This is a genomic window from Paraburkholderia sp. GAS38, from assembly GCF_050434965.1.
Lineage (GTDB): Bacteria > Pseudomonadota > Gammaproteobacteria > Burkholderiales > Burkholderiaceae > Paraburkholderia > Paraburkholderia phenazinium_A.
On record NZ_JBNDJO010000003.1, the window covers coordinates 575,163 to 601,648 of the forward strand.

Annotated in this window: 26 protein-coding genes and 2 riboswitches; of the genes, 13 read left to right on the forward strand and 13 right to left on the reverse strand. The window is 62.8% G+C overall.

Annotation, left to right across the window (positions count from 1 at the left end):
• Position 1 precedes the first annotated feature (1 nt).
• Genes P3T42_RS10105 through P3T42_RS10115 form a run of 3 tightly spaced genes read right to left on the reverse strand, consistent with a single transcriptional unit; the run spans position 2 to position 1,970 of the window.
• Positions 2-1,057, reverse strand: coding sequence for an aldo/keto reductase (locus tag P3T42_RS10105; RefSeq protein WP_429305915.1), 1,056 nt, complete (start codon positions 1,055-1,057; stop codon positions 2-4).
• Complete coding sequence (locus P3T42_RS10110; protein WP_074294708.1) at positions 1,054-1,431, reverse strand: TIGR04076 family protein; 378 nt, start codon at positions 1,429-1,431, stop codon at positions 1,054-1,056. The genes P3T42_RS10105 and P3T42_RS10110 overlap by 4 nt, the downstream gene beginning before the upstream one ends.
• A gap of 2 nt (positions 1,432-1,433) precedes the next feature.
• Entirely contained in the window at positions 1,434-1,970 is a 537-nt protein-coding gene (locus P3T42_RS10115; protein ID WP_074294709.1) for a cupin domain-containing protein, read from the reverse strand.
• A gap of 258 nt (positions 1,971-2,228) precedes the next feature.
• Between P3T42_RS10115 and P3T42_RS10120 the strand changes: the two genes are divergently transcribed.
• From P3T42_RS10120 to P3T42_RS10135, 4 genes are all read left to right on the forward strand, one after another.
• Positions 2,229-2,507, forward strand: coding sequence for a DUF3311 domain-containing protein (locus tag P3T42_RS10120; RefSeq protein ID WP_429305916.1), 279 nt, complete (start codon positions 2,229-2,231; stop codon positions 2,505-2,507).
• A complete protein-coding gene (locus P3T42_RS10125; protein ID WP_429305917.1) occupies positions 2,504-3,997 on the forward strand; it encodes a sodium:solute symporter family protein in 1,494 nt (497 codons plus the stop codon). The genes P3T42_RS10120 and P3T42_RS10125 overlap by 4 nt, the downstream gene beginning before the upstream one ends.
• Before the next feature lie 44 nt (positions 3,998-4,041).
• Positions 4,042-5,247: a porin gene (locus tag P3T42_RS10130; RefSeq protein ID WP_074294712.1), complete on the forward strand. Its 1,206-nt coding sequence runs from the start codon at positions 4,042-4,044 to the stop codon at positions 5,245-5,247.
• Between the two features lie 206 nt (positions 5,248-5,453).
• Entirely contained in the window at positions 5,454-6,467 is a 1,014-nt protein-coding gene (locus P3T42_RS10135; RefSeq protein WP_429305918.1) for an alpha/beta hydrolase family protein, read from the forward strand.
• A gap of 6 nt (positions 6,468-6,473) precedes the next feature.
• Here P3T42_RS10135 and P3T42_RS10140 read toward each other — a convergent pair whose 3' ends face one another.
• The 4 genes from P3T42_RS10140 to P3T42_RS10155 form a co-directional block, all read right to left on the reverse strand.
• Positions 6,474-6,875, reverse strand: coding sequence for a hypothetical protein (locus P3T42_RS10140; RefSeq protein WP_074294713.1), 402 nt, complete (start codon positions 6,873-6,875; stop codon positions 6,474-6,476).
• 142 nt (positions 6,876-7,017) lie between these two features.
• Positions 7,018-8,727, reverse strand: coding sequence for a LeoA/HP0731 family dynamin-like GTPase (locus tag P3T42_RS10145; protein WP_074294714.1), 1,710 nt, complete (start codon positions 8,725-8,727; stop codon positions 7,018-7,020).
• The gene (locus tag P3T42_RS10150; RefSeq protein WP_429305919.1) at positions 8,727-10,928 is read right to left on the reverse strand and encodes a hypothetical protein; all 2,202 of its coding nucleotides are present in this window, start codon (positions 10,926-10,928) and stop codon (positions 8,727-8,729) included. The genes P3T42_RS10145 and P3T42_RS10150 overlap by 1 nt, the downstream gene beginning before the upstream one ends.
• 247 nt (positions 10,929-11,175) lie before the next feature.
• Entirely contained in the window at positions 11,176-12,018 is an 843-nt protein-coding gene (locus P3T42_RS10155; RefSeq protein ID WP_429305920.1) for an EamA family transporter, read from the reverse strand.
• 99 nt (positions 12,019-12,117) lie between these two features.
• Between P3T42_RS10155 and gcvA the strand changes: the two genes are divergently transcribed.
• Complete coding sequence (gene gcvA / locus P3T42_RS10160; RefSeq protein ID WP_429305921.1) at positions 12,118-13,041, forward strand: transcriptional regulator GcvA; 924 nt, start codon at positions 12,118-12,120, stop codon at positions 13,039-13,041.
• Between the two features lie 72 nt (positions 13,042-13,113).
• Here the strand turns inward: gcvA and P3T42_RS10165 are convergent, their stop codons facing one another.
• The gene (locus P3T42_RS10165) at positions 13,114-13,704 is read right to left on the reverse strand and encodes a TMEM165/GDT1 family protein (protein WP_074297169.1); all 591 of its coding nucleotides are present in this window, start codon (positions 13,702-13,704) and stop codon (positions 13,114-13,116) included.
• Positions 13,705-13,717: 13 nt separating this feature from the next.
• Positions 13,718-13,900, reverse strand: a riboswitch (yybP-ykoY riboswitch).
• Between the two features lie 116 nt (positions 13,901-14,016).
• A riboswitch (yybP-ykoY riboswitch) is annotated at positions 14,017-14,188 on the forward strand.
• A gap of 6 nt (positions 14,189-14,194) precedes the next feature.
• On the opposite strand from P3T42_RS10165, the gene mntP reads away from it, so the two are divergent.
• Both mntP and P3T42_RS10175 read left to right on the forward strand, forming a co-directional pair.
• The gene (gene mntP / locus P3T42_RS10170) at positions 14,195-14,764 is read left to right on the forward strand and encodes a manganese efflux pump MntP (protein WP_429305922.1); all 570 of its coding nucleotides are present in this window, start codon (positions 14,195-14,197) and stop codon (positions 14,762-14,764) included.
• Positions 14,765-14,901: 137 nt separating this feature from the next.
• Positions 14,902-15,300: a MarR family winged helix-turn-helix transcriptional regulator gene (locus P3T42_RS10175; protein ID WP_429305923.1), complete on the forward strand. Its 399-nt coding sequence runs from the start codon at positions 14,902-14,904 to the stop codon at positions 15,298-15,300.
• Between the two features lie 102 nt (positions 15,301-15,402).
• On the opposite strand, the gene P3T42_RS10180 is transcribed toward P3T42_RS10175, so the two are convergent.
• Together P3T42_RS10180 and P3T42_RS10185 are read right to left on the reverse strand one after the other, a co-directional pair.
• Positions 15,403-16,224 (reverse strand): CsgG/HfaB family protein, encoded by an 822-nt coding sequence (locus tag P3T42_RS10180; protein WP_216352695.1) that lies wholly within the window; start codon positions 16,222-16,224, stop codon positions 15,403-15,405.
• A gap of 451 nt (positions 16,225-16,675) precedes the next feature.
• On the reverse strand, positions 16,676-17,770 hold the full coding sequence (locus P3T42_RS10185) for an MBL fold metallo-hydrolase (RefSeq protein ID WP_429305924.1): 1,095 nt from the start codon (positions 17,768-17,770) through the stop codon (positions 16,676-16,678).
• An 84-nt stretch (positions 17,771-17,854) separates the two neighbouring features.
• Here P3T42_RS10185 and P3T42_RS10190 point away from each other — a divergent pair, with 84 nt between their 5' ends.
• Positions 17,855-18,469 carry a TetR/AcrR family transcriptional regulator gene (locus P3T42_RS10190; RefSeq protein ID WP_074294722.1) on the forward strand — a complete coding sequence of 205 codons (615 nt, stop codon included), beginning with the start codon at positions 17,855-17,857 and terminating at the stop codon, positions 18,467-18,469.
• 23 nt (positions 18,470-18,492) lie between these two features.
• On the opposite strand, the gene P3T42_RS10195 is transcribed toward P3T42_RS10190, so the two are convergent.
• The gene (locus P3T42_RS10195) at positions 18,493-19,914 is read right to left on the reverse strand and encodes an aldehyde dehydrogenase family protein (RefSeq protein ID WP_429305925.1); all 1,422 of its coding nucleotides are present in this window, start codon (positions 19,912-19,914) and stop codon (positions 18,493-18,495) included.
• Positions 19,915-20,015: 101 nt separating this feature from the next.
• On the opposite strand from P3T42_RS10195, the gene P3T42_RS10200 reads away from it, so the two are divergent.
• On the forward strand, positions 20,016-20,960 hold the full coding sequence (locus P3T42_RS10200) for a LysR family transcriptional regulator (protein ID WP_074294724.1): 945 nt from the start codon (positions 20,016-20,018) through the stop codon (positions 20,958-20,960).
• 176 nt (positions 20,961-21,136) lie between these two features.
• Positions 21,137-23,089 carry a putative bifunctional diguanylate cyclase/phosphodiesterase gene (locus P3T42_RS10205; RefSeq protein WP_429305926.1) on the forward strand — a complete coding sequence of 651 codons (1,953 nt, stop codon included), beginning with the start codon at positions 21,137-21,139 and terminating at the stop codon, positions 23,087-23,089.
• 59 nt (positions 23,090-23,148) lie between these two features.
• Here the strand turns inward: P3T42_RS10205 and P3T42_RS10210 are convergent, their stop codons facing one another.
• The gene (locus tag P3T42_RS10210; protein ID WP_143788269.1) at positions 23,149-23,601 is read right to left on the reverse strand and encodes a MarR family winged helix-turn-helix transcriptional regulator; all 453 of its coding nucleotides are present in this window, start codon (positions 23,599-23,601) and stop codon (positions 23,149-23,151) included.
• 107 nt (positions 23,602-23,708) lie between these two features.
• On the opposite strand from P3T42_RS10210, the gene P3T42_RS10215 reads away from it, so the two are divergent.
• Positions 23,709-24,674, forward strand: coding sequence for a quinone oxidoreductase family protein (locus tag P3T42_RS10215; protein WP_429305927.1), 966 nt, complete (start codon positions 23,709-23,711; stop codon positions 24,672-24,674).
• Positions 24,675-24,743: 69 nt separating this feature from the next.
• On the forward strand, positions 24,744-25,247 hold the full coding sequence (msrA, locus tag P3T42_RS10220) for a peptide-methionine (S)-S-oxide reductase MsrA (protein WP_074294727.1): 504 nt from the start codon (positions 24,744-24,746) through the stop codon (positions 25,245-25,247).
• A 77-nt stretch (positions 25,248-25,324) separates the two neighbouring features.
• Here msrA and P3T42_RS10225 read toward each other — a convergent pair whose 3' ends face one another.
• Positions 25,325-25,903: a thioredoxin family protein gene (locus P3T42_RS10225; RefSeq protein ID WP_074294728.1), complete on the reverse strand. Its 579-nt coding sequence runs from the start codon at positions 25,901-25,903 to the stop codon at positions 25,325-25,327.
• Between the two features lie 205 nt (positions 25,904-26,108).
• On the opposite strand from P3T42_RS10225, the gene P3T42_RS10230 reads away from it, so the two are divergent.
• The gene (locus tag P3T42_RS10230; RefSeq protein ID WP_429305928.1) at positions 26,109-26,480 is read left to right on the forward strand and encodes a GFA family protein; all 372 of its coding nucleotides are present in this window, start codon (positions 26,109-26,111) and stop codon (positions 26,478-26,480) included.
• The last annotated feature ends 6 nt before the right edge of the window (positions 26,481-26,486 follow it).

Consider the following 26,486-nt stretch of genomic DNA (forward strand, 5'->3'; position numbering starts at 1 on the left):
GTCACGTAGCGCTGTTCAGCTCGTACTTCATGATGTTGCCGTGCCGCCCATGAATGTCGCGTTCGACGCTATACACGTCCCCCTCGATCGTCGAACTTTGCGCCAACACCTGCGCGATCGCCGAACGATCCTCTGCATCCAGTGCGACCGCCATGACCTTCAGATGCTCCGGCAGATGATCGCCGCGGCGCACGCCGACAATGGCGCCCGCGACCTGCTCCTGGTCGAGCACCCAACGCGTCGCGATGGTCGCAATCGACACGTCGTGCTTAACCGCAATGCGCTCGAGCGTTTGCAGCAGCGTCTGGAACAGATCCCAGCCGCCGAAATCGTCGATGATCAGCTTGTACTTGATGAGCGAGCGGTTGGCGATGTCCTGTCCCGGTTCGGCGGCGCCGAGCCATCGCCCGGACAGAAACCCGCCCGCTACGGTGCCGTAGCAAAACAGATGAATGCCGTGCTCGCGCGCATATGCGCCGAGTTGCCGCGCCGGACGCCGGTCCAGCAGGGAGTACTGCACCTGCATGCTGGTTAGTTCGATGCCTGCATCTACCAGCTCCTTCGTGCGCTGTGTGTCGAAATTGGTGCCGCTCAGGCGGTCGATCTTGCCCGCCTGCTGCAATTCGCGCAGCCATTGCGCGACTTCGAGGTAGCGCGGGACCGAATAGTCCCACCAGTGAAACTGCACCAGGTCGAGTCGCTCGACGCGCAAACGCGAGAGCGAGCGGTCGATGGTTTGCTGAACTAACCGATGGTCGATCGTCTTGAGCGCGGACAGATCGGGGACGAACTTCGTATGAATCTTCAACTGATCGAGACTGTCCGCGCCGCGGCGATTGCGGTAGTCGTCACGGAATTCGCCGATCATTTCCTCGACACCCGTGTAGATGTCGGCACAATCGAAAGCGGTCACGCCGGCGTCGTAGTAAGCGCCCATGTCCGCAATCGCTGTGGCGCGATCGACGCTGCCATGGTCCCCGGCAAGTTGCCAGCCGCCTTTGAGAATACGTGAGATCGAGTAGCCGGGCGCCAGCTCGACGCGCTGCATCTGTGTCATTCAAAGTCCTTTTCGATGAGTTTGACCGCGGTCGTATCCGCATGCCGGAATCGGCGTTTGCCGAGCCGGGTGATGCGAAAGCGCGAGGGGCAATTGGGATCGGGGCAGGCCACTTCGGCGTCCGTGGACATCCAGTCATGCGGGTCGGTGGCACGTTGCTTGGCGGGCAGCAGCGGCAGCAATGCCGCGAGCGAGTAAATCGAGAACGCCTGGCCCGGCGGCAGATGTAGCATCTCGCCGTGCAATTCGAAGGAGTCGCCGACCTGCGCGCCGCAATACAGCTTGGCGCCCTCCGGTGCAACGACTTCGACGCGCAGATCGTAAAGCTCGAACGAGGGCGCTTCTGCGCGCTCGTCGTGGGTGTGAGAAGTCATGTTCAAGGATTCGGTGGCGTGACCGACAGGATGATTTCGGTGGGATGGGCAGAGCCGTTGCGATAGCGGTGCGGCAGCCGCGAGTCGAACGAAATGCTCTCGCCGGCCGCCACCTGGTACTCGATGCCGTCGATCTGTGCGATCAGCTCGCCGGCGATCACATACACGCATTCCGACGACGCGTGGCCGCGCGGTTCGTCGGCAGACACTTCGCCCGGTTGCAGCACGGCGCGTAGCACTTCAAGCTGACCGTTGCCGGCCGTCAGGCGTTCGTAGCCGACGCGCCCCTTTGGCGCAATCAGTCGCGAGCGATTGCCTGGCCGGCTGATCCAGACCGAAGGCGCGATTGTCTGGGCGAACAGTGAGGCGACCGATTCGCCGAATACGCCGGCGAGGCGCCGCATGGTTTCAAGGCTCGGGTCCGTCACCGCCCGCTCGATCTGGCTGAGCAGCGTAGGCGAGACATCCGCGAGACTTGCCAGTTGGCGCAACGACATGCCGCGCGCGGTCCGCAATTCCTTGAGTCGTTCACCAATCAATTTGTGGCCTCGTGTCGTGCAGCTCGATCGAACATTGGTGTGTAGTATAGGTGCACGATATTGTGTCGTCAACGTGGTGTCAATGCGCCTCGTCCTGATTCGCCTCGAACTGGGTTATAGCCAAAAATACCCGATAAACCAGGGTTAACCTGATCCGTCCGCGCCACAAATTATTTTTGACCTGCTTGAAATGATGTGCACTACAGGTGCACACTCTGCCTCCATTAGTGCAGTCCAACTTCACGTGGAGCAAAGGTCATGGCGCAAGGTCAGGCGGCGGGCGGCAGTGCCCGTCACGCGTATCGGTGGTTGCTGGTCGTTCCTTTTGTCTGGCAGGCGGGGCTTGCCCCCGTCGTCAACGGCGTGTCGTGGTCGCCGCTCGGTCTGCCGTTTCCGATGCTGTGGCAGGTGGTGGGAATCGTGCTGACGAGCGTGCTGATCGCAATCGTGTTCCGGCTCGACCGTGCGCATGGCGTCGAGCGTGAAGAAGAGGCCTTCATTGCGGCGACCTCCGGGTCCACGGGAGAGCCGCGATGAAGCTCGCCATTGTGATCGTGATCCTGCTTGCCACGCTGACCGGCGCGGTGGGATATGGCCGGCGCACCCGCAAGGGACACACGTTAGCGGACTGGGCAGTGGGCGGCCGCAGTCTGGGCGCGGTGATCTTCTGGTTCATGAACGCAGGGGAGGTCTACACGACTTTCGCTGTGCTCGGCATTTCCGGCTACGCGTGGGCGCTAGGGGCGCCGGCTTACCTGGCATTCTGTTCGGTGTCGCTGAGCTATGCGATCGGCTACTGGCTGATGCCGAAGATCTGGCGAGCGGGGCGTACCCGTCAGCTCGTCACACAGGCCGATTTTTTCGCGGCCCGCTACGACGCCACCTGGCTGGGTGTCGTGACCGGCGTGATCGGCATTGCCTCGTTGATTGTCTATGTGCAGATTCAACTGGTGAGCCTGGGATTGATCGTTCAGTTGACGCTCGACGATCTGATCTCCACCCAGGCGGCCACCTTGATTGCCGGCTTGCTGATGATCACCTTCGTCTTCGTCGCCGGGGTGCGTTCCGCGGCGTTTGCGGCGGGCGTCAAGGACGTGCTGATGATCGTGGTGGTCGTGTTGTTGAGTGCGACGGTGGCGGGCAAAGTGGGCGCGGCGTCCATGCTGGATATCTTCCACATGGCCGAGGTGCAGCATCCGGGCATCGGCAAATTCCCGGGGCTGGATCCGACGTCGCCGACGACAGCCATCTGGTTAATGACCTCGTCGATCAACATCGCGCTCGGCAACTGGGTGTTCCCGCATCTGTTCCAGATGTCGTACACGGCGCAAAGCGCGACCGCGATTCGACGCAATGCCATCTGGCAGCCGCTCTATTCGCTGGCGTACTTCTTCATCATTCTGCTTGGCTTCGCGGCACTGCTTGCCGGTACCCATCCGCCGGGCAACAACCTGAACGCCGCGCTGCTGCAATTCATCTCCGAGCGTTATGCCGCACCCATCGTCGGTCTCGTGGCAGGGACGGGATTCCTGTTGGCGCTCGCGCCCGGCGCGTTGCTGTTGCTGACCGCGGGTTCGATCTTTAGCCGCAATGTCGTCGCGCCGTTCATGCCCAATCTCAAGGACAGCACCTCCTTGCTGATCTCGCGCGGTTCGCTGACCGTGTTTGCCGCGATTGCCGTCTGGCTGTCGATCAGTCAGAAAGGCTCGCTCGTGAAGATTCTGCTCGACGCGTATTCGGCAATCGGCATGCTGGCGCCAGCTGTCTTCCTCGGATTTCTCTGGAAGCGGACCACCGCGGTGGGTGTGCTGGCGGGTCTCGCGGCCGGCTTCGTTGCGCTGCTGGCGCCGTTTGCCGCGCACTACTGGGCTGCGGTGGCCCCTCAATGCGAGCCGGGACTGATCGCCATGGCGATCAACGCCGCGACGGTCGTGCTCGTCAGCCTGGCCACGCCATTGCCGACGCGGCATGCGGTGTCGCTCGGCGTCGCGTCTGAGTCTATTGCCGGCAAGCAATCGGCGGCCTGAACAAACTTCATTCGAATAGCCGTGCCCCTTACCTGGAGATCCTGATGAAAAAGAGCAGTATCTGTATGGCTGTGCTACTCGCGCTGCCGGCGCTGGCCGAGGCCCAAAGCAGCGTGACGCTGTATGGCCTTGTCGATGCGGGTATCACGGTCGTCAACAATACCGGCAAAGGTCATGTGGTCGAATCGGACACTTGCGGACCGCCGAGTTGCAACCTGTGGGGGCTGAAGGGCAAAGAAGACCTCGGTGGCGGTACGTCGGCGATCTTCACGCTCGAGAACGGTTTCAACATCCAGAACGGTAAGCTCGGGCAGGGCGGCACGGAGTTCGGGCGGCAGGCCTTTGTGGGGCTGAGCAACGATCAGTGGGGCACGGTCACGCTGGGACGTCAGTACGATCCGCCTTCGTTGACGGTGGGCTATTTCCCGTCGAGCAATAACTTCGCCACCGGCTACGGCTCGCACTTCGGCGACCTCGACAACCTGAACCAGTCGATCCGCTTCAACAACGCGGTCAAGTACGTCAGCCCGACCTGGGGCGGCTTGCATGTGGAGGGGATGTTCAGCTTCGGCGGTGTGGCAGGCGACTTCTCGACCAATCGCGTCTGGTCCCTGGCTGCAGCCTACACGCGGGGACCTTTCTCGGTGGCGGCGGGCTACCTGGACATCCAGAATCCCGCTACCAATTCGGGTGGGACCGGCGGTGTGTACGCGTCGAATGGCAACTATGTCGGGTCATTGAACGACTATGTCGGACTGCAGGACGCCAATGCCATGAAGGTGTTCACGGTGGGCGGTTCGTACACGCTTGGGCCGGCCACTTTCGCACTGAACTACTCGCATACGGACCTTGAAAACAGCCAGTATTTTGTCGTCAACGGCTTTGCCGGCGCCGGTGGCGGCAATGACTTCAAGATGGACGCCTACGAAGCCAGTGCGACCTACAAGGTCACCCCCGAACTACTTCTGGGTGCGGCCTACATCTATAACGCAGGCAAAGCCGACTATCAGAATCTGAAGCCGGATTTCCAGCAGGTAAACCTGGGCGTCAACTATGCGCTCTCCAAACGCACCAGCCTGTATGCGCTTGCGATCTTCCAGAAGGCGGGCGGCGATGGCATCGCACCGGTGTTCGACGCGGATGGCGCAGTAGTGGGGCGCACGGCGATTGCCGAAATTCCGGGGGCCGGTTACGACTCCAGCACATCGAAGCAATTGCTGATGTCGGTGGGGGTGTATCACGCGTTCTGAGCGGTGCAACAGGCCGTCGTCGGTTGTGACGGCGGCCGGCAGATATGCGGCCACTTCGTGCTAGTTGTGTGTTTTGCCGATTCGCCACCGCTTGCAATGACGCTCGTGCCCAGTAAAAATGCCGAGGTGGCTGCGGCGACCACAGTACCTGAGCCCGTATGTTCGAATGCCGCGAGACGTGACAGAAGACGAAACAGGAGACTGCTGTGAAACTCGCGGCCATGATCGCCACCGTGCTTACCCTCTTCGCTGCGCCGGCCTTTGCCGCCAATGTAGGTTTCGAGGAAGTCAGGATAACGAATGGGGACGAACCGCCGCTAACGGTAGGGATCTGGTATCCGACCGATGCGCCCGCGACCCAGCACCCCCTGGGCTATTTCACCCAGACGGTGGCGCCCGGCGCTCCGATTGCGGGCCGTGACCTGCCGCTGGTGGTGATGTCGCACGGTGGCGGAGGTTGGTACGACGGTCATTACGACACGGCGCTCGCCCTCGCGCACGCGGGCTTCGTGGCCGCCGCGGTCAGCCATGCGGGCGATACGTTCGACGATCAAAGCAAGGTCTTGCAACTGTGGCGCCGTCCCGCCCAGCTTCGCCGGCTGGTGGACTATATGCTCGGCGAGTGGCCCTCGCACGAACGGCTGGACGCGGGCCGTGTCGGCGCGTTTGGATTTTCCAACGGTGGCTTCACCGTGCTGGTGGCGGCCGGTGGTGTTCCGGATCTTGCGGCGATCGCGCCGTATTGCGAAGCGCACCCCGATCACAACCTGTGCCAGGTCCTAACGCATGCCGGCGTCGATCTTCATTTGGGCCAGGGCATTCCCGCCGATGCCTGGGTGCACGACGCCCGCATCAAAGCCGTGGTCGTCGCCGCGCCGGCATTCGGCTTTAGCTTCGGCCGCGCGGGCTTAAGCGGCGTGCGTGTGCCGGTGCAGCTCTGGCGGGCGGCGCAGGATCATCGCCAGCCTGATCCCTACTATGACGAAGCGGTGCGCGCAGACTTGCCCCGGGCGCCGGACTATCACGTGGTCGAAAACGCGGGCCACTTCGATTTCCTGCCACCCTGCAGTGCACGCATGTCCCAGACGATGCCGGAAGTTTGCGCCAGCTTGCCGGGCTTCGACCGCGCGGCGTTTCATGAACGATTCAATGCGGACGTGGTGCGTTTTTTTCAGGCGAGGCTAGATTCATCGCGATCTGCCGAAACTGACACGCCGTAAGCGCATTCACTCCCCGCACTGCACGTCTTTCTTTTGCACGACGATGATCGCCGGGTAAGTCCCCCGGTCGAGTTCCACACGGGTGACGACGGCCATTGTTACGCTGTCGCTGTCGTCGTACACGCTGATTTCTTCATGCCGAAGGTTGGTGACCCCAGTGCAGCCAGTCGCGCGACCGTCGTCCGAAACATCGCATTGGATCGCGTGGTCTGCAAGGAAGCGAAACCTGTCTCTGTCGGGCGTAGCAAGATAGTCGTGCATGCTTTGCGCCGCTCCGCCCACGCCGGTGACATACCCCATGGTGCACGACTGTTTAGGGGCGGCGGCGTTGCTGGGTGTCTGGGCGATGGCTGCGGTGCTTGCGGCCGCGATGACCGCCGCGAGTGTCGATGCAAGGAGGTATTTCATGGGCAAACCACGGTTGACGGAACGTAGTGCTGGATTGTAGTGGCATTTTGCCCAAGGGGTCGGGGAGCGGGACGAAATCAATCTCGACCCGCGCCCCAACGACATGCCACCCGCGTCATGCGGCTTCGCGAGCTTGCACAGCTCAAGCCGCGTCCATCATCCGAAATTCCGCGTCGATCGCTTCGCCGTGATCGCGCCAGCGATGGAACTGCTCGCGCTTCTGGCGCCCCGAGGCCACGCTCTGCTCGACGGCGTCCACGTTGCCGCGCAACTCGACGAGTTCCGGGAAGAACTGATCTTCGAACCGAGGCCCGTCGATCAGTTCGAGCAATTCCGCGCGCTGCTTCGTAAAGTTGTCGACCATCTTCGCGATCACCTCGCGGAACGCCCGCTCGCGGTTGGCCTGCTCCCACGAGTCCCAGATTTCAAGCGCGAGCCCAAGCACCGATAGCATGCCGTTGAGCCCCTTGGCAAGATTGACCGCGCCCCACGGCTTGAACTTCAGCAACTTGCCGAGATCGAGCCCGACCACCTTCGCAACACCGAGAACGCCATCGCGCGCGGCCAGTATCGACGTGTTGTTGATCATGCCGCTCTTGACCACGTAATCGATGCCCTGTTTGCCGTACACGCGCACGGTGGCGTTGAAGTGGTTGACCTCCGCGTCGAAACCAACGGCCATCTTGCCGACCTCGAACTTCACCGAGCGCAGTTGCTGGTCGAACGCGTTCTGCAGGTTCGCGCTCAACACCGCGCCGTCCGCGCCCACGTTGCGCTCGAAGAACTCCGAAAACGTCTGCATGGACTGCTTGTGGGTCTGCAGGATCAGGTCGGTGAAGAACTCGGAGACGAAGCGCCGCAGGCCGATTCGCACGTCGACAATGCGCGCGTCGGCCGTGACCATCTGTTTCTTCAACTGGTTGCTCATGGTTTCGAGCCGGTCGACTTCCTGGGCAATCTTGTCGTCGTTGTGCACGGCGATCGGCAACTGTTTGCCGAGCACATCGCGGACGATGCTGCGCTTGGTTTCATCGACGACCGCCGCGACGCCGCCCGCCGCCGATACCTTCTCCGACGTCGCGCGCTGCAGCAGCCCGATGCGCGACAGCGCGCGGAATCGATCGAGATCCGCCAGCCAGTACTCGGTGCCCATCTCGAACGGGTCGGCAGCCACGGCCACCACCGCGAGCTCGCGCGCTTCGGCGTCGCTCAGTGCGATCAGGTCGCGCAGGCGGCCGACAACATTCTCCTTCTTGATGTTCAGGCTCTGCGCATATTCGTGTTCGTCCTCGACGTCCGCCACCGCGTCGAAGCGGCTCAGCACGAATACCGTACGCGGCAGCAGGTTCAGCGTGCGGAACAGCCACGTCAGATCGTCGCGGTGACTCTCCTTGATCGGATTGGTCGGGTCCATCACGTACACGACAAGATGCGCTTCGCTCACATACTTGCGCGTGAGCTCCTTGTATTTTTCGAGCGTGTTGGTTTGCGCGTCGAATTGCTCCTTGAAGCCGAACAGCCCGGGCGTGTCGATCAGCACGCAGTCCGGGCCGGCCTCGTAGACCGTGACCGCATTCGACGACTCCTGATGGCTGATCTTCATCGTCGACTTGTCGAGCCGCTCGAGCCACGCGGCCGCAATCGCAGTCTTGCCTTCGGAAAAGCCGCCGATCAGCACGACACGCAGCTTGTCGTCTTCGATGCTGCGGATCGCGCCGTCGAGCTTCGCCTTGACGTTCGGATCGGCGTCGATCCCGAACGCCTCACCCTGCGCGAGGAACGCCTGAAGTTCATGCAGCACCTTCAACGTTCCCGCTTGCCGTTCCTTAAAAGACTCCAGCGTCTGTTCCATTACACCGCCTCTGTTTCGGACATCGTTTTAGACAAATGCGCGAGATTCGCGCAGACCCGCAGCAGCGCCGAGTTGACGTGCGCGGCTTGCTGGACCGAGCGCTCCACTTCCGTCGCGATCTCGTCGATACGCGCGGTCACGTTCTCGATCACTTCGTTGTAGCTTCGCTTCATGGCGTCGCCCATCCCGTCGACGACGCGGTCGAGATTCTCGTTGACGGCTTTGCGCTGTTGCGACTTCTTGTAATCGCTGTCAAATAGCCCCCAGACCGCCTTCGCGATGCTCACCACGAGCGTCACGCCGCCAATCGCGAGCGTCACCCAGCCCACCGGATTCCACAGCATCATCAGGCCGCCCGCGAGCGCCGCGACGAGCGGCATGTATTTCACGCCGCTGTCGAAGGTCATGTTCAGTTCGAAGCCGCCGAGCGTGGGCGCGCCGATCGAGCGGTACGCGTCCTGAAGCTGCTCGACGCGTTGCTGGAAGCGTTCGAGAATATCGCCCACTTCCTGCTGGAAGCGCTCGAGTTGCGCCTTCATCTGCTCCGGCAGCTCGGCTTCCAGGGTCGCCTGCTCGCCCCGGATCGCGAGCCCTAACGCATGCTTCAGATCGTCGTTACCGATGCCGTCGTCGATGCGGTTGTAGACGCGCCGGCGCACGCTCGTCTCGAACGTTCGGATCGCGCCGTCCGCGAGCGTTTGCAGCGCGGGGCCGAGGCTGCGGACTGTCAGTTCGAGCTGCTGGCTGACCAGTGCCCAATCGCGCTTCAGTTGCGCGGCGAGCGGCGCGACCGTATCGCGCTGGATCAGGGTGATGGTCCCCGTCGCTGCCTGCACCGCGCTGCGCACCTTGTTCACGTTTGCGGTGCGGATGCGCGCGTCGCAATCGGTCACCATGCTGCCGGTCAGCCAGTCGACGAACGGCTGGAAGCCCGACTTCGACAGCAGCTCGGCGGCGCTCGCCTTGGCGAGAAACTTCGCGCGGCTGCGCGCGACGTCCGAGAACGGCACGAGACAGTCGGCCGCCGCGAGAAAGGCCGGTTGCGCGCTCAACGCAATATGGCGCTGATAACGTTCGCCCAGATGCTCATGCATCGTCTCGTCGAGCACGGCAAGGCTGTCGCGTTCGCCCTGACTCAGCAACTCGTCCTTGTCGAGCTGGATCGGATTGGTGATGCGTTTGTTGTAGATGGTCCAGACTTCGCTCTGGTCGCCCAGATGCGTGCGAATTTTTTCGAGCGTGCCTTGCCCGTTTTCGTCGCCGGTCTGCGGCGCGGCGGCCTTGCCGGTCACGTAAAACACGGCGTGCGCGGCCTTTACCGCGCCGAGAATGCTGTCGAGCACGCGCGCTTCCTTGCCCTCGATGCCCGGCACGTCGAGCAGTTCGAAATGCTGCTGGTTCGCGTCGAACCCGTAGCCGTGCGCATCGAGCGTGTAGTCGGAGCGGCCGGTGCCGACGATCTGCCCGTCGGCGAGCGGCGCAAGGCTGTCGAGTGCGGCATGCGCACTCGTTTGCCGGGCTTCGAGCGCCTCATGCGCGGCCTGAGCGCGTTCACGCTGCGTGTCGAGCTGTTCGCGTTCGGCCGCATGCGCTGCGCCAAGCGCGAGACGTTGCTGCTCGCCCTGTGCGAGCGCCACTTCTTCCGGTCGCTTGCGGAACAGATGCATCAGCTTTTGCCAGAACGACGCCGCCTGTTTCTGCGCGACGATCAGGTGCCGCAGGCGGCTCAGTTCCTGTTCGAGCGCATCGCGGTCCGCATCGAGCTGCGCGCTGCGTTCGACGGCTTGCGCCTGCAGTGCGTCGAGCTGTGCGCGGCTGTCGTCGATCGCTTGCTTCAAAGTCGACAAGGCGGCTTCGCCAAGGCCGAACTCCGCCTGCTTCGCGCGAAACGCGGCGCGCGCGTCGGCTTTGCTGCGTTCGCCGAGCAGAATGCGCAGCGTTTCGATGATCGTCGATTTGCCGGCATTCGTTTCGCCGTAGAACGCGATCGTGAACGTGTCCCAACGCGCGTGACGCTGTAGCGCTTCGATACGCTGCACGAGATCTGCGTGAATCGGGGCGACGAGATTTTCGACCTGCGCCATCGTTTGCGCGACGCGCGTATCGGTCGCATCGAGATCGAGCTGCTTCAGCAGATCGTCGATTTCATTCAGTACGGCTTGGTGGAGATCGTTCGATGAGGCCCCGGCGGTTGGTCGCATACGGATTTGTTGTTAGGTTTGTAGTTTGGAGAGACGAGATCGATCCGTGCGCGAACGAGTACCGGATTCGCGCGCGCATCACGATGCCATGGTTTTCGGCAATTCAGCCCAAAAATTTAGGGCGATTTTCCGAAATGAACCTGTGAGCGGAATGCAACGATCGTCACGGCAAAGTCACGCCGATAGCGAAGATAGATGCGCACGCGGACATTTCATGTCCCAATGCGGCAAGCGTGGACCACCAGGCTCAAAGCCCCAGACAAACCGCACCGGCTGCGACGACGATGCACGCGAGCCAGCGCTTTCCACTGACCGCCTCGCGCAGAAACACGCGCCCGATCAGCACCGCGAACACCACGCTGGTCTCGCGCAGCGCCGATACCGCACCCATCGCGCCCGACTGCAGCGCCCAGATGACGATGCCGTACGCCGCGATCGACACGAGCCCGCCCACCAGCGACGAGCCGAGCGCCATAGGCGCCGTCCGCAGCGGTGCCCACAGCGCCGCTAGCCCGCGCTTCGCGACGAACAGCAGCGGCATCAGCCAGTAGAACAGGAACATCCACGCGGTGTAGGCGAGCGCTTCGCCGCCGGACAGGCGCACGCCGATGCCGTCGATCACGGTATAGAGCGCGATGGTGGCGCCGGTCGTCAAGGCGGCTAGCGCACCCGCGCGCGACACATGCTGCCCCTGCAGCGCGAGCGCGATGATGCCGCCCGAGATCATCACGATCCCGAGCGCGTGCAACGGACCGATCGTCTCATGCGCGAAGAGCGCGGCGCCGAGCGTGACGAGCAAGGGCGACGAGCCGCGTGCGATCGGATAGGCCTGCGCCAGATCGTTGCGCCGATACGATCGCACGAGGCTTACGTTGTAGACGATATGCACGAGCCCCGATGCGACGATATACGGCCACGCCGGAGCGGCCGGCCACGGCGTGACCAGCACCACGAGTGCGGCTACCGCGCCGATGGCGATGCTCATCCACGTCATGGACAGGAGGCGGTCGGCATTGCCGTGCAGCATGGCATTCCAGCTCGCGTGGAGCAGGGCGGCAAGCAGGACGAAGCCGCCGGTATAACTGAGCATGCGGATTCCGGAGCGACGGTGAAGTAAGTAGGGTATCTATCTTGTGGCCCACTCACAAACCAGATAAATTGCCGGTTCGCGTTAGACAAACTCTTGCGGATGAAGCGGCTATTACCTCCACTCAATGCCTTGCGCGCTTTCGAGGCCGCAGGCCGCCTCGGCAGTTTCAAGGAAGCCGCCGCGGAACTGCACGTCACGCACGGCGCGGTGAGCCAGCACGTGCGGCTGCTTGAAGAGTGGCTTGAGTCTTCATTGTTCGAGCGGCACAACCGGCGTGTGGTGCTGACGCCGGCGGCGAAGGCCTACCTGGCGGAAATCGCTCCGCTGTTCGAGCAGCTCTCGCAGGCCACTGCGCGATATGGCGTTTCCGAAACGGTGGCGCGGAGCTTGTCCGTGAATGCGCCGGCCACCTTCACATTGCGCTGGCTGGTGCCGAGGCTGGCGAAATTCCGCGCGGCGTATCCCGAGGTGGACGTCAACGTGGAGACGTCGAACGAACCGGTGGAGAGTCTGCAAGCCAGCTATGACGTCATCATCCGCGGCGGTCCGGATACGTTCTATGGCTACGCGATGCGGCCGTTCCTGTCCGAGGAACGACTGCCGGTCTGCAGTCCGGCGCTTCTGCAGCGACTGCCGCTTCGCACACCGGACGATTTGCGGCGGCATACATTGCTGCACACATCAAGTCTTCCGCGACTGTGGCCGGACTGGCTGGCTAGCGCAGAGACGCCCGCGCTCAAACCCGCCGCCACGCTGACCTTCGACCACTTCTATCTGACGTTGCAGGCCGCCATCGACGGCATAGGCGTTGCCATGGGGCCGACTGCGCTGGTCTCCGACGATCTCGCTACCGGCCGGCTTGTCGCGCCGTTCGCGGGTCCTCGTCTGCCGTCGCGCAGCTACTGCACTTACGTCGCGGATGGCAACGCCATGGATGAGCGGGTCGTGCTGTTCCGCTCATGGCTCGAGCGCGAGGGGATGTCTTCGCAAACCGAGCCGGTCCGCAAGAAGCGAACTCGCTGAGCGCTGGCGGAGCGGCTTCGCCTGCAAACGGGGCGGCTTGCATAAAGCTGGCTGACGGTCGAACCGGGCGTGCTAGAACATCGGATGCGCGTCCGGATAGAGCGCCGTTCTCAAGGCGAGTCCACCGAGTACGACAAAGATGATGGCGGCCAGAATGTGCACGGCCTTGGTCGGCAAGCGGTCGGCGAACTTGTGCCCGAGATAGATGACCGGCACGTTCGCCAGCATCATGCCCAGCGTCGTACCCGCGACCACGCCGAAAAATTCGTGGAAGCGCGCGGCAAGCGCGATGGTGACGATCTGCGTCTTGTCGCCCATCTCGGCGAGAAAGAAGGTCACGGCCGTCGTGCCGAAGACGCCCATTGTGTTCTTGGTTAGCGCTGCATCGGCGTCGTCCAGCTTGTCCGGAATCAGAATCCACACAGCCATTACCGCAAACGATGCGACCACGGCCCAGTTCAGGATGCCCGGCCTGAGCACGCTCGCGAGCCACGCTCCCAGCGCACCGGATGCCGCATGGTTGATCAGCGTGGCGGCCAGCACACCGAGCACAATGGGAATGGGTTTGCGATACCGCGCAGCCAGTACGAGGGACAGTAGTTGGGTTTTATCGCCGATTTCGGCGAGGCCGACGACACTGGTCGCAACGAGAAAGGATTGCATGGGATGTTGTACCCGGGCCGCGCTGAAAAAACGCGATGACGCGCATTCCGGCGACCCGGTTAGGTCGGAATGCGAGTCATCGGTCTTGCCAGGCATTTCGCTGCGTACGCCATGGCGAGTCTTGCGACTGGCCAAGTATGTTGACGTGCGCCCTCGAACATCGCGTTCGAGGCGGCTACTCCCCAATGAGCAGGCGCGATTCTATCGCGCGGCCCATTACAAATGCAACCTTCCCGTCTAACCGCTTCCTGCGAAGCCGGGCGCCTTGACGAGCGGACGACATTACATAGGCCTTTCAGTCATGGTATGCTCGCCCCTGTCTTTGGGGAGTAGCCGGCTTCTACCCAGAAGCGCCTGCATCAACATTCTCGGTCGCGCAGACCGTGGTGCAGGTAGCCGTTTCGGTTGGCAAGACCATCGACACACCACGCGACCGGTCGGGCGCGGCGGTGTGTCGTGGTTTTCAGCCCGACCTCGAGCGCCTACTCTGATGAATCCTGTCGCAACGCTATTCCTGGCTTTTGCCATGTCCACCGACGCCTTTGCAGCCGCTATCGGCAAAGGCGCCACGCTCCATCGTCCCCATTGGAGCGAAGCCATCAGGACGGGGCTGATCTTCGGCGTGATCGAAGCGCTGACCCCTTTGGCCGGATGGTTCCTCGGCAAGGCCGCCGCCCAATACGTCTCCGCATGGGATCACTGGATCGCGTTTGCGCTGCTGTTGGTCCTCGGCGCCCGCATGGTCTTCAACAGCTTTGCCGCTAAAGAAGTCGAGGAGAGCAGGCCGGCGGCCCATTCGTTCTGGCTGCTCGCCTTGACCGGCTTCGCCACGAGTATCGATGCGATGGCGGTTGGCGCGGGCCTCGCCTTTGTCGACGTCAACATCTATTCGACGGCTGCCGCGATCGGTCTCGCCACTATGGCGATGGTCACACTCGGCGTCATGCTCGGCCGTGTCATCGGCCACGTCGCGGGCCGGCGCGCCGAGATGGCGGGCGGCGTCGTGCTGATCGGCATCGGCAGCACCATCCTTGTGGAACATCTGCAGCTATTCGGCTAACGCCGACCGCGCATTGACGCTCTCCGTCACGCCGCCTGACGCGTCGTGCGAAGGAGCATGACAGCCGACGCGAGCGTCAGCACGGCGAGCGTGACCGGCCCGATCGTCTTCATGACGTTATGTGAAGACCATCCGATATGTTGAGCAAGCTCGGCCAGGCAACGATCGAGCAGTTCGCTCAACGTCTGCGTCCGCTCGGGATTCGTCCGAAGCATTGCGGCTTGCTGGCGGCGATCCGTCATATGCCCATGACGTCTCAACTGGCGCTCGGACAGGCCTTGAATGTGGTGCCGAGTGCGATCGTCACGATGATCGACGATCTGGAAGCGCTGGGTGCAATCAATCGGGTTGCGGATGAAGCGGACCGGCGTCGATACGCAATCGAACTGACCGAAAAAGGCGCGGCGATGCTGCAGCAGGCAACAGCCATTGCGCAACAGGTCGACGAGTCAATCCTCGCTCCCCTTGGGAAAAGCGAGCGGGATACGTTGCGTCAACTCCTGAAGAAATTGAGCACGGGTTTGTCGCAAGCGTGAGAGGGGTGTGCGTTCGCTATTTGAATTCGCCGCACCTGGAGGATGACGCCATTCCGCCTGCCTGGTGATGAGCGCGGCAATACGGATTGGCGCCAGCCATAATCAATTCACCTGCAGAGTGCCGCCGTTGCCGAGGCCGCCCTTCACGTTTTGCGCTTTATATTGCTTCACCGACACCACGAGATTATTCAGCGAGTCGGTAAACGCCGCGACGACGACCTTGCCCTGCGCCGTATTCGCATATGCGCCGCCCGCACCGCCACCTGCACCGCCAAAGCCACCCGCGACGACGCCGGCGAGCATGCCATAGTCGACGTTCTTGGCCGAGCCTTCTGCGGCAGCCAACTGGACGCTCGAACGGTTGTCGACCAGCGTGAGCAGGGTGGATGCTTCCTGCGTCTTCATGGTGCCGGCAACCCCCGCGAGCGCACCGCCGACCACCGGCACAAAGGCCAGAAGCCCCGCTGCGCCGCCACCCGCGTTGTTGTTGCTGAAGGTGATGCTGGGGCTGATGGTGTAGTCGGCAGCGACCATCTGGCCTTTATGCATCTTCGACGTCTTGCGCAGTTCGCCGGATTCGTTCAGTGCGCGCTCGTCCATGGCGGCAGCGAGGCCGCGGCCACGATCGACCACTACGAAGCAGTTCGACTGCTGCACCAGCAGTTTCAGAACCGGCACCGTGCTGCCAAGCTGATATTGGCCGGTCAACATGCCATACCAGGGTGCAGTGGTGTCCTCGACAATCGAAACCGTCCCGAGCGGCGCCGTGCAGTGCTGCAAGCCGACGTTGGCGTTCTGGGATGTCCCGCCGGCCGCCGAACCGGTTGCGGTGGTTTTTGCCGACGTAGCGCCCATCTGCATATCCGAGCAGGCAGTCAGCATCAGCAGCGACAAGGCTGCAGCCCCTGTTAATTTAATGTTCACGTTTCCTCTCGCGTTTGAAGTTGTTACGTTTTTTGCCCAGCTAGCGCTGGGCAGTCAGGTCTGGACCTTCTGCATTAACGCAATGGGAATAACGGCAATGGGGTGCGAAAACTTAATAGAATCAGCTTGGGTTTTTTATTTTATGCTGAATGGATAAAATCGCGATGGATAGTCCATCCGAAATATCGATCTATTGGCTCGCGTGAAAGCGGAGCGGTTTAATCGTCAATTCGATTCAGTAAAGCGGATTTGGTTTGCGGCAAACGTTTTCGCGGTTAAACACCGGAAGGTTTTATCGTCGCTTGGGGGTATCGGGCGTCCTGGATTTTGATTGCGGACGCAACCAGTTCGGGGTCGTTCGGAGCGGTGCTGCCAAGGTGAGGCGTCGAGAACCGGCCAACCTGCGTCCGCGATGGTTCGGGCGCAGGTTGGGGTGTAGAGGTGGGGTTCGTTACGTCGGAAGCGAATTCAGGCTGTAGTTGCCCGCCGCGGCGGTGTTGCGCCACCACCGTTCGCCGCGATGGGGCGCGGCCAGATCCAGCCGCTCGCCCATTCGCGGCGTGGCGAGCGGAATGCCGCGCGCCGTAGTGAGGCCCGTCACGCGCTCGAACGGTTCCTGCCAGCGATGCATCGCCAGATCGAAGGTGCCGTTGTGCACCGGCATGAGCCAGTGGCCGCGCAGATCGACGTGTGCCTGCACGGTGTCTTCCGGTTGCATATGGACGTACGGCCATTGTGCGTCGTAGGCGCCGGTTTCGAGGAAGGTCACGTCGAACGGACCAAACCGCTCGCCGATCGCCTTGAATCCGTCGAAGTAGCCCGTATCGCCGCTGAAGAACACCCGCAGATCGTCGTCGACGATCACCCACGAGGCCCACAAGGTGCTGTTGCCGTCGAACAGGCTGCGGCCGGAGAAATGCTGGGCCGGCGTGGCCGTGAATGCCAGGCCGTCGATCTCCGTACCCTGCCACCAGTCGAACTGGCGCACCTTTGAAGCGTCGATACCCCACTCGATCAGCCGGTCGCCGACACCCAGCGGCGTCAGAAACACACCTGTCTTGCCGGCGAGTGCCAGCACCGTCTCGCGGTCCAGGTGGTCATAGTGGTCGTGCGACAGAATCACGCCGGCGAGCGGCGGCAAATCGGCAAGCGCGATGGGCGGCGCATGAAAGCGTTTGGGGCCGAAGCGCCGGAATGGCGACGCGCGTTCGGCGAACACCGGATCGGTGAGCCAGAACCGACCACGCAGCTTGAGCAGCAGGGTCGAGTGTCCGAGGCGAAACAGGCTGCGGTCGGGTGCGGCGTCGAGCTGGGCGCGCGTCAGCGGATCGACGGGCAGCGGGCTTGCCGGCGCCGTGCCGTCCGGCTTTTTGAACAGCAGATTCCACGCGATGCTCAACGTCTTGCCGAACCCTTCGACAGGACGCGGTTTGACGTTGCGAAAGCGCTCGCTGTCATGCTGGGCCGACGAGCCAAACGATTCGCGCCCGCGTTGAGCCGCTGTCAGGCCCAACGTGCGGCGCAAGGATTCGGTGAACGAGGTCATGTAGAGCGTTCCAGGACACAAAGTAGACTGTCCAGTGTAGTTTATCCTGGAAAAAAGTAAACTGCATGGTGTAAAATTTTAGCTATGGATGCCATTGATACCCGTCTCCGTCTAACCGACCGCAAGCGCGCCGCCATCATCGGCGCCGCGATTGAAGAATTTCTCGCGGCCGGTTTCGACGCCACCAGCATGGACCGCGTCGCAGCCCGCGCGAGTGTCTCCAAGCGGACGGTCTACAACCACTTTCCGAGCAAGGAAGCGCTGTTCGCGGCGATTCTGCGGCAGTTGTGGGACTCGAGTGACGCGGGGCAGGTCTTTGCTTATTCCTCGTCGCAACCGTTGCGCGACCAGTTGCTCGAGCTGTTGCGCAAAAAGCTGAGTCTTCTGAACGACGAAGCTTTCCTCTCGCTCGCACGCGTGGCGATCGCGGCGGGCATTCATTCGCCGGAGCGCGCGCGCGACATGGTGGCGCGCATGGGCGAGCGCGAAGAGGACCTGACCGTGTGGATTCGCGCCGCCGCTGCCGACGGCCGCCTCAAGACCGAGGACCCGGTGTTCGCCTCGCTGCAATTGCAAGGCCTCGTGAAAGGCTTCGCGTTCTGGCCGCAGGTGACGATGGGCCAGCCGTCGCTTAGCAAGGCCGAGCAAAAGCACATCGCCGAATCCGCCGCCGATATGTTTCTGGCGCGCTACGCCTGACTGGCGCCGTCACCATGACGCCGTCACGAGGCGGCAAGCACGGATTTCGGTTCAAGAAACGCCTCCAGACCGAACGTGCCGTACTCCCGACCGATCCCCGATTGCTTGAAACCGCCAAACGGTGCGGCCGGTTCGTGCGCGAGCGTGTTGACGAGTACGCGGCCGGCGTCGATCCGCGCCGCGACTTCGCGCGCCCGCTGCGCATCCGCTGAAAATACGTAGGCCTGCAAACCGTATTGCGTGTCGTTGGCAATCGCGATGGCTTCCTCTGTATCGCGGTAGGTGAGAATCGACAGCACGGGGCCGAAGATTTCTTCGCGGGCAATCGTCATGTCGTTTGTCACGTCGCTGAAGACAGTCGGGCGGACGAACCAGCCAGCCTCGACGCCATCCGGCCGGCCAGGGCCACCTGCGATCAGCCGCGCGCCTTCGTCCGTGCCGATGCCGATGTAGCGTTGCACGCGCTCCCACTGCTTCTGGCTGACCATGGGACCTACGGTTGTTTGCGGATCGCGCGGATCGCCGGCCTGCGTGCGGGCCACTTCCTCCTGCACGCGTGCTTCGAACTCCGCCAGCCGGTGTTGCGGTACGAGGATGCGCGTGCCCGCGATGCAGGCCTGGCCGCTGTTCATGAAACCGGCCTGAATCGCCAGCGGCACTGCCTGGTCGAAGTTCGCATCGTCGAGCACGATCACGGGCGACTTGCCGCCCAGTTCGAGCGTGACGCGCTTCAAGGTCTCGGCGCCGGCGCGCAGGATCGCCTTGCCGACCGCCGTGGAGCCCGTGAAGGAGAGCTTCGCGACATCGGGGTGCGTGCTGATCTGGGCGCCGACAGTCTCGCCCCGTCCCGTGACGATATTGAACACCCCTGCCGGCAAGCCCGCTGCATGCAGCGCTTCGGTGACGACGCGGGTCTGGATGGCGCTCATCTCGCTCGGCTTGATGACGGCCGTGCAGCCCGCGGCCAACGCGGCGGCCAGCTTGCCGCAGATGAAGCCCGCGTCGCTATTCCATGGGGTAATCAGTCCGGCGACACCGAGCGGTTGCATGACCACGTCAGCGGTGCCCGCACGGCGCGTGAAGGCGTAATCCTCCAATACTTTCGCCGCTTCGAGCAGCACGTTGCTCGCGTGCTGCGCCATCCACCGGCCGCGCGACACCGGCGCGCCATATTCCTCGGTGATGGCCTCGTAAAGCTCGTCTTCTTTCGCAACGACGGCTTCGTGCATCCGCTTCAGCATGTCGATGCGCTCGCGCTTGCTGGTGTGCGAAAACGCGGGAAAGGCCCGCTTCGCGGCGGCGATCGCGTCGCATGCGTCTTGCGCATCGGCGAGGCGCACGCGGCCGATCACCTGTTCGGTGGCGGGATTGAAGAGGTCAAAGAGTTCGTCGCCGTGAGGCGTGACGAACGCGCCGTCGATATAAATCTTGTCGATCATCTGCATGGTGGCTACCCGGAAGCGGTTCTGGAGCACACACGATAGATCGGCACGATTGCGTTGACTAGCCGTACAATCTGGCATGAAACATTGAGCGATTTGGGATAATGAACACTTCAGGCCTGAGCGAACTGGAAGCCGTACTGGCCGTCGCCCGTCAGCGCAGCTTTCGCGCGGCGGCAACCGAACTCGGCGTTTCGACGTCTGCGCTCAGTCACGCGGTGGCGGCGCTCGAGTCGCGCATCGGCGTGCGGCTTTTCAATCGCACGACCCGCAGTGTGTCCTTGTCGGAGGCGGGCGCGCAATTCGTCGACAGCGTGGCGCCGGCGCTTTCCACCATCCGTCTCGCGCTCGAACAGGCGGGCAGTTTTCGCGACACGGTGTCGGGCACGTTGCGCATCAACACGTCGGCGGGCGCCGCGAGGCAGGTGATGCCGCTCTTTATCGCATTCCTGCAGCGCTATCCGGAACTGAAGCTCGATATCGTCACCGAGGGCCGCCTGATCGACATCGTCGTCGAGGGCTTCGATGCCGGCATCCGTCTCGCGGAAACGGTGCCGCGCGACATGATCGCGGTGCCGTTCGGCGAGCCGCAGCGCTTCGCCGTCGTGGCCAGTCCAGGCTACTTTGCGCAGCACATGCCGCCGCGCACGCCGGCCGATTTGCACGCGCATCGCTGCATCCGTGCGCGGATGCCGAGCGGCGCGATCTATCAGTGGGAGTTCGCGCGCCACGGCGAAGCGCTGCGTATCGACGTGCAAGGCGCGCTGACGCTCGACGAGCCGGGTTTGATGCTGCAAGCCGCGCGGGCCGGTCTTGGCGTGACCTATCTGACCGAGTGGAACGTCGCCGCGGATCTGCAGGCCGGCACGCTGGTGCGAGTCCTGGAAGACTGGACGCTGCCGCTCGACGGTCTCTGTCTCTACTATCCGGGTCGCCGTCATGTGCCGGCCAGCTTGCGCGCGCTGATCGAGATGATTCGCGAGCATGCCGAAGCGCAGCGCACGCGACCCTCCTCGAAGGGCAGGGCGCGCCGCCCCCGGCGTTCGTGAGACATCGGCGGTCAGTTCAGGCTGGGTAGCATGCCCGGCGTACGTGGCAGGCATGCTGCTCGGCCAGCACTGCCGGTGGCGCCGTCGGCACGTCAATCAACCTGTTATTTGACGTTTACGTAATAATTGCGATGCACGGCTGTTTCGATCCACTAACCATCAAAAATGTGCGGGTCATGGCTTTCAGCGAACCAAGGTCTCCATTTTTCAAGTGGGTCGTCTCTTCCGCCCAGCACCTGAGCGCGGAAAATCGGCAAATCTTGCTCGCCAATCTGTTCACGCGAACCGCGTCAATCGTGTTCGCGTCGATCTGCGAAATCAGTGTCTGCGCCACCGCGTACTACCTCTATCCGAACCGCGGCATCTACGCCTTGTGGGGCGGCGCCGTCGTCGCGCTGCTGGTCGCCCGTCTGACCTTGATCCGGGTGTGCTGCACGCAGAGCGCGCGCGGCCAGCCGACCCCTACCTCGGCGTTCCTGCTCGCCAGCATCCTGTGGAGTGCGCTGTTCGGCTTCGGTAGCCTGCTCTGCAATACCAGCGGCGACAACACGCTGTTTCTGCTCGGCAACGTTTGCGCCGTCGGGGTGATCGGCGGGCTGGCAGGGCGCAACGCCGGCACGCCCCGCCTCGTACTCATTCAGATCACCTTGATTCTCGGGCTATTGGGTCTGGGAGCGGCACTGTCGCCCGGTTCGGGCAAGCTTGTCCTGCTGTTTCAGGCGCCGTTCTGCGCGGCCGGTTTTTTCACGGTTGCCCTGCGCAGCAATCGCGATACCGTCGCGTTGCTGATGGCGCGCGAAAGCAGCCATCGCCTGGCGCGCCACGACAGCCTCACGGGTCTGCCCAATCGCGCGCGTATCAGCGAGCTCCTGCTGGAGCGCACCGGGGCCGGCTTTGCCAAAGCGGATCGATCGTTCGCAGTTCTGCTGATCGATCTCGACGGCTTCAAGGCCATCAATGACAGCCTGGGTCATGCGGCCGGCGATCAGATTCTTCAGGAAGCGGCGGTGCGCTTGCGTGAAATACTGCCGGCCGGTGGCCTGGTCGGCCGTCTGGCCGGCGACGAGTTCGTCGCCATTGCCGACGATACCGCTGCCCAGGCCACCGACGTCCGTGCGCTGGCCGGCCGCATCGTCAAGACCTTGGCGCGCCCATTTGCGCTGAGCGAAGCACGCGTGCATATCGGCGCGAGCGTGGGCATTGCGCTCTACCCGGAGCATGGCAAAACCGGTCCGCAGTTGCTGATCTGCGCGGACCGCGCCTTGTACGCGGTCAAGCGTAACGGCAAGAGTGCGTTCGCCGTATTCGACGCTGACAAGCACGCGTCCGACGAGAGTCTGAGTCTTCTGCGCAGCGACCTCGAAGGCGCGATGCAGTCGTTCAGCGGTTTGCGGATGGAATACCAGCCTATCTTCGATCTGAGCGACGGCACCATCTCCGGCCGCGAGGCCCTGCTGCGCTGGACGCACCCGACCCGCGGCGAGCTGTCTCCGGTGGCCTTCATTCCCACTGCCGAACGGACCGGTCTCGTGCTTCCGTTGGGGGAGTGGGCGCTGCTGCAATCCTGCACGGAAGCGGCCGCATGGCGCGACCCGGTGGCCGTCGCGGTGAATGTATCGCCCGTGCAGTTGCGCGAGGAAGCGTTCGCGGCGAGTGTCGCCTCGATCCTTCGGAAAACGAATTTACCGCCGGAGCGCCTGACTATCGAGGTCACGGAATCGGTGCTGCTGAGCGACGACATCGCGACCCGGCGTAACGTTGCGCAACTGCGCGCGCTGGGCGTCGCGCTCTCGCTCGATGACTTCGGCACCGGATTTTCGACCATGTCGACGCTGGTGCGCTTCTCGTTCGACAAGCTCAAGATCGACAGTTCCTTCGTCATGGACGCGGTGCATCGGCGCGAATCCGCGGCGGTGGTGCGGGGCATCGTGGCGTTGGCGCGGGAAATGGGCATGCCCACCACCGCGGAAGGCATCGAGACGCCGGAGCACCTGGAATTCGTGCGTGCCTGCGGTTGCACTCACGCGCAAGGCTTCCTGCTCGGCAGGCCGGAACGGGCAGACGAGATTGCCCGTCTTGACGAGACGTTCGCGGAGCCGGGCGTCGACAAGGGGCAGGCGGTCGGCTAGCGGCATGAACACTGCCGGCGCAACACGCTCCAGAGTGTTTCGCCGCACCGCGTACCGATCTACAGCGTTCCCACCCACTCGAGCGCATCGTCGGCGAACTTGCGCAGCAGACGCGCCAGCACGCGCACGTCTTCGGCCTCCCAGTCGGCCAGTAACTTTTCGATGATCTTCTGGCGCGCAGCGTCCAGCGCGCTTGTCATGACCCGGCCCTTGTCCGTGATGATCGCCGCACGAACCCGCCCGTCTGCCGGGCTCGGACAACGCGCGACCAACTCCAGGCTCTCCAGCTTCGCGATCTGCCGGCTGACGGTGGTGTAGTCGCGTCCGACCAGTTCGGCCAACTCCACAATCCCAAGCGGTCCCTGCCGGGCCACGCGGGCCAGCAGCGGAAACAGCGCCCGGTCCAGGTCCACACCGGCCGCATCGATTAGCGCGGCATCGGGCTGCGGCCGATTCAGCACGCCCGTCAAATCCAGCAGTGCTCCCCGCAGTTCGCGGATCTCCTTCTTCATCGTCACCTCGTTTTTGTCGATCTCGACATATGTGTATAATACACGTATATTCAGTCATCCAATCCCGGATGATGCCGGTGCCCACCACTCGGCAAAGGAGAGCAGAGATGAAAGCAGCACTCGTCAAGCAACCCGGCGCAACGCCGGTTTACGCCGACTTCGCAGAGCCGCCCGTCACCGAGGGCCTGGCACGCGTTGCGGTGATAGCGTCCGCGCTGAGCCATGTTACGAAAAGCCGGGCGTCGGGCAAGCACTATAGCGCTTCGGGCGCATTGCCTCTGGTGCCGGGGATCGACGGCACCGGCGTTCTCGCAGACGGCACGCGGGTTTATTTCGTACTCCCTGAGGCTCCGTTCGGCGGCATGGCGGAGTACTGCGTTGTCAACGCGGCGCATTGCATCCCGTTGCCGGCAGAGCTGGATGCGGTGGTCGCCGCGGCGATCGCGATTCCCGGCATGTCGTCATGGGCGGCGTTGGTCGAGCGTGCCAGACTGGTCAAGGGAGAAACCGTCCTGATCAATGGCGCAACGGGCGTCTCGGGTCGGTTGGCTGTGCAGATCGCCAAATATCTCGGCGCGGGTAAAGTCATCGCGACGGGACGCAACGCGGAAGCGCTGCAGTCTCTGCGCGCGCTCGGCGCGGATGTGACGATCAGCCTCGCGCAGGACAGCGCGACGCTTGAAAGCGAGTTCAAGACGCAGTTTCACCAGGGTATCGACGTCGTTCTCGACTATCTCTGGGGCGCAAGCGCGGAACTGTTGCTGGTGTCCGGCGCCAAGGCAGCGCCGGAGGCCGTGCCCATCCGCTTCGTTCAGATTGGCGCGATCAGCGGGCAGGCGATCAACCTTCCGGGCGCCGTGCTGCGTTCGTCGTCCATTGAACTGATGGGCAGCGGGATAGGCAGCATTCCGATGCCGCGCATCCAGCACGCAATCGGGCAATTGTTGAACGCCACGGTTCCGGGCGGCTTCAGGATCGCAACGAAGCCGGTGCCGCTGGCGCAGGTGGAAGAACACTGGGCGGATGACGGCAGTCAGGCGCGGGTTGTATTCACCACGGGGTTGCGGGGCTGAGGCAGCGCGTTGTGCCGATGGTGGCACAATGTGTTCGGCAGACTCACACCACTGATGGAGATGATTGCAATGACGACGCAAACCGAAACCGCCCTGCTGGCCGGCGGGTGCTTCTGGGGCATGCAGGACCTGTTGCGGCGCTATCCCGGCGTGCTGTCCACGCGGGTCGGCTATACGGGCGGTGACGTGCCCAATGCCACGTACCGCAACCATGGCACGCACGCAGAGGCGATCGAGATCGTGTTCGATCCGAGCCAGATCAGCTATCGTCAGATCCTCGAATTTTTCTTCCAGATTCACGACCCGACAACCAAAAACCGCCAGGGCAACGACGTTGGAACGAGCTACCGCTCGGCCATCTTCTATCTCAACGACGCGCAGAAGAAAGTGGCTCTCGACACCGTGGCGGACGTCGACGCATCCGATCTCTGGCCCGGCAAGGTCGTCACCGAGATCGCTCAGGCGGGCCCGTTCTGGGAGGCTGAGCCGGAGCATCAGGATTATCTGGAACGCCTTCCCAACGGCTACACGTGCCACTTCATCCGGCCGGGCTGGAAACTGCCCGCTCGCTGAACCACAGGCGTGCCGTTGAAAAGCGCGGCCGCGGCGCACGTCGCCCGGCCACGCGCCCGCTTATCCGCGCAGCAGCCTCAGTTTTCCGCCAGCAGGGCTTTGATCTCCGCCTCGGTCTGATCGTAGTCACCCTCGCCGAAGTGCGTGTAGACCACCTGACCTTTCTTGTCGACCAGATAAAACGCAGGCCAATACTGGTTGTCGTAGGCGCTCCACGTTGCATAGTGGTTGTCCTGCGCCACCGGGTACGTAATGCCGAAGCGCTTGATGGCCTTCTGAACGTTGTCCGTGTCGCGCTCGAACGAATACTCGGGCGTGTGGACACCTACCACCACCAGTCCCTGGTCCTTATATTTCTGATTCCATGCCTTGACGTAGGGCAGCACGTGAATGCAGTTGATGCACGTGTAGGTCCAGAAATCGACCAGCACGACCTTGCCCCGCAACTGCTGCACGGTCAGGGGATCGCTGTTGAGCCATTTATCGATGCCGGTGAATTCCGGCGCGGCATGGCTGCCGTTTGCCTGCTTTGCGCTGGGGCTAGCGTTATTCATGGGCGCGGAGCTTGCATCGAGGCTGGCGATTGCCGCGGCGCTGCTGGCCGCGGCTGCAACCAGCAGAGCGATGAGCGCGGGCGTTCTGAGTCGGGTGAACATGTCGGAGTCCTTTTGGCGAGGGGAATCGAGCGGGCATTCCAGTGGTGAACGATGACTGCATTGGAACGCCTGTCCGTATCTGGCATGTGTCGCCAAAGCGGCCTGGATGAAACGTTTTGTGTCGGGAGCCCACTCAGACACACTGCGATACAAAGCGTCGCGCGTACTGGGCTATAACGCAGCCTTTACAACTGCGGAGCTCACCATGAGTACCGAACTGCTGCGAGGATCCTGTCATTGCGGGACCGTCAAATTCGAAGTCCGTACCGCCGTCGTGCCTGCGGCGCGCTGCAATTGCAGCCTGTGCCGACGCAAGGGCGCGCTGATGACGCCGCCGTTCGCTGCGGGCGAACTGAAGATACTGAGTGGCGAGGAATCGCTGACGCTTTACCAGTTCAATACACGCGTGGCGAAACACTACTTCTGCAAGCACTGCGGCATTTATCCGTTTCACCAGACGCGTAAAGATGCGCAACTTTGGCGCGTCAACATCGGTTGTCTCGAAGGCGTCGACCCGTATGCGCTGGAGGCCGACTTGTCCGATGGGGCCAGCCTGTCCGTCGTGGAAGACGCGTGAAACGGC

Coding starts and splice junctions, on each gene's coding strand:
- P3T42_RS10110 (WP_074294708.1), bottom strand. CDS start 1,431: ATGACTTCTCACACCCACGACGAGCGCGCAGAAGCGCCCTCGTTCGAG.
- P3T42_RS10165 (WP_074297169.1), bottom strand. CDS start 13,704: ATGCAATCCTTTCTCGTTGCGACCAGTGTCGTCGGCCTCGCCGAAATC.
- P3T42_RS10175 (WP_429305923.1), top strand. CDS start 14,902: ATGTTGAGCAAGCTCGGCCAGGCAACGATCGAGCAGTTCGCTCAACGT.
- P3T42_RS10120 (WP_429305916.1), top strand. CDS start 2,229: ATGGCGCAAGGTCAGGCGGCGGGCGGCAGTGCCCGTCACGCGTATCGG.
- gcvA (WP_429305921.1), top strand. CDS start 12,118: ATGAAGCGGCTATTACCTCCACTCAATGCCTTGCGCGCTTTCGAGGCC.
- P3T42_RS10150 (WP_429305919.1), bottom strand. CDS start 10,928: ATGCGACCAACCGCCGGGGCCTCATCGAACGATCTCCACCAAGCCGTA.
- P3T42_RS10130 (WP_074294712.1), top strand. CDS start 4,042: ATGAAAAAGAGCAGTATCTGTATGGCTGTGCTACTCGCGCTGCCGGCG.
- P3T42_RS10125 (WP_429305917.1), top strand. CDS start 2,504: ATGAAGCTCGCCATTGTGATCGTGATCCTGCTTGCCACGCTGACCGGC.
- P3T42_RS10155 (WP_429305920.1), bottom strand. CDS start 12,018: ATGCTCAGTTATACCGGCGGCTTCGTCCTGCTTGCCGCCCTGCTCCAC.
- P3T42_RS10185 (WP_429305924.1), bottom strand. CDS start 17,770: ATGACCTCGTTCACCGAATCCTTGCGCCGCACGTTGGGCCTGACAGCG.
- P3T42_RS10225 (WP_074294728.1), bottom strand. CDS start 25,903: ATGTTCACCCGACTCAGAACGCCCGCGCTCATCGCTCTGCTGGTTGCA.
- P3T42_RS10190 (WP_074294722.1), top strand. CDS start 17,855: ATGGATGCCATTGATACCCGTCTCCGTCTAACCGACCGCAAGCGCGCC.
- P3T42_RS10200 (WP_074294724.1), top strand. CDS start 20,016: ATGAACACTTCAGGCCTGAGCGAACTGGAAGCCGTACTGGCCGTCGCC.
- P3T42_RS10195 (WP_429305925.1), bottom strand. CDS start 19,914: ATGCAGATGATCGACAAGATTTATATCGACGGCGCGTTCGTCACGCCT.
- P3T42_RS10105 (WP_429305915.1), bottom strand. CDS start 1,057: ATGACACAGATGCAGCGCGTCGAGCTGGCGCCCGGCTACTCGATCTCA.
- mntP (WP_429305922.1), top strand. CDS start 14,195: ATGAATCCTGTCGCAACGCTATTCCTGGCTTTTGCCATGTCCACCGAC.
- P3T42_RS10215 (WP_429305927.1), top strand. CDS start 23,709: ATGAAAGCAGCACTCGTCAAGCAACCCGGCGCAACGCCGGTTTACGCC.
- P3T42_RS10145 (WP_074294714.1), bottom strand. CDS start 8,727: ATGGAACAGACGCTGGAGTCTTTTAAGGAACGGCAAGCGGGAACGTTG.
- P3T42_RS10140 (WP_074294713.1), bottom strand. CDS start 6,875: ATGAAATACCTCCTTGCATCGACACTCGCGGCGGTCATCGCGGCCGCA.
- P3T42_RS10230 (WP_429305928.1), top strand. CDS start 26,109: ATGAGTACCGAACTGCTGCGAGGATCCTGTCATTGCGGGACCGTCAAA.
- msrA (WP_074294727.1), top strand. CDS start 24,744: ATGACGACGCAAACCGAAACCGCCCTGCTGGCCGGCGGGTGCTTCTGG.
- P3T42_RS10210 (WP_143788269.1), bottom strand. CDS start 23,601: ATGAAGAAGGAGATCCGCGAACTGCGGGGAGCACTGCTGGATTTGACG.
- P3T42_RS10205 (WP_429305926.1), top strand. CDS start 21,137: ATGGCTTTCAGCGAACCAAGGTCTCCATTTTTCAAGTGGGTCGTCTCT.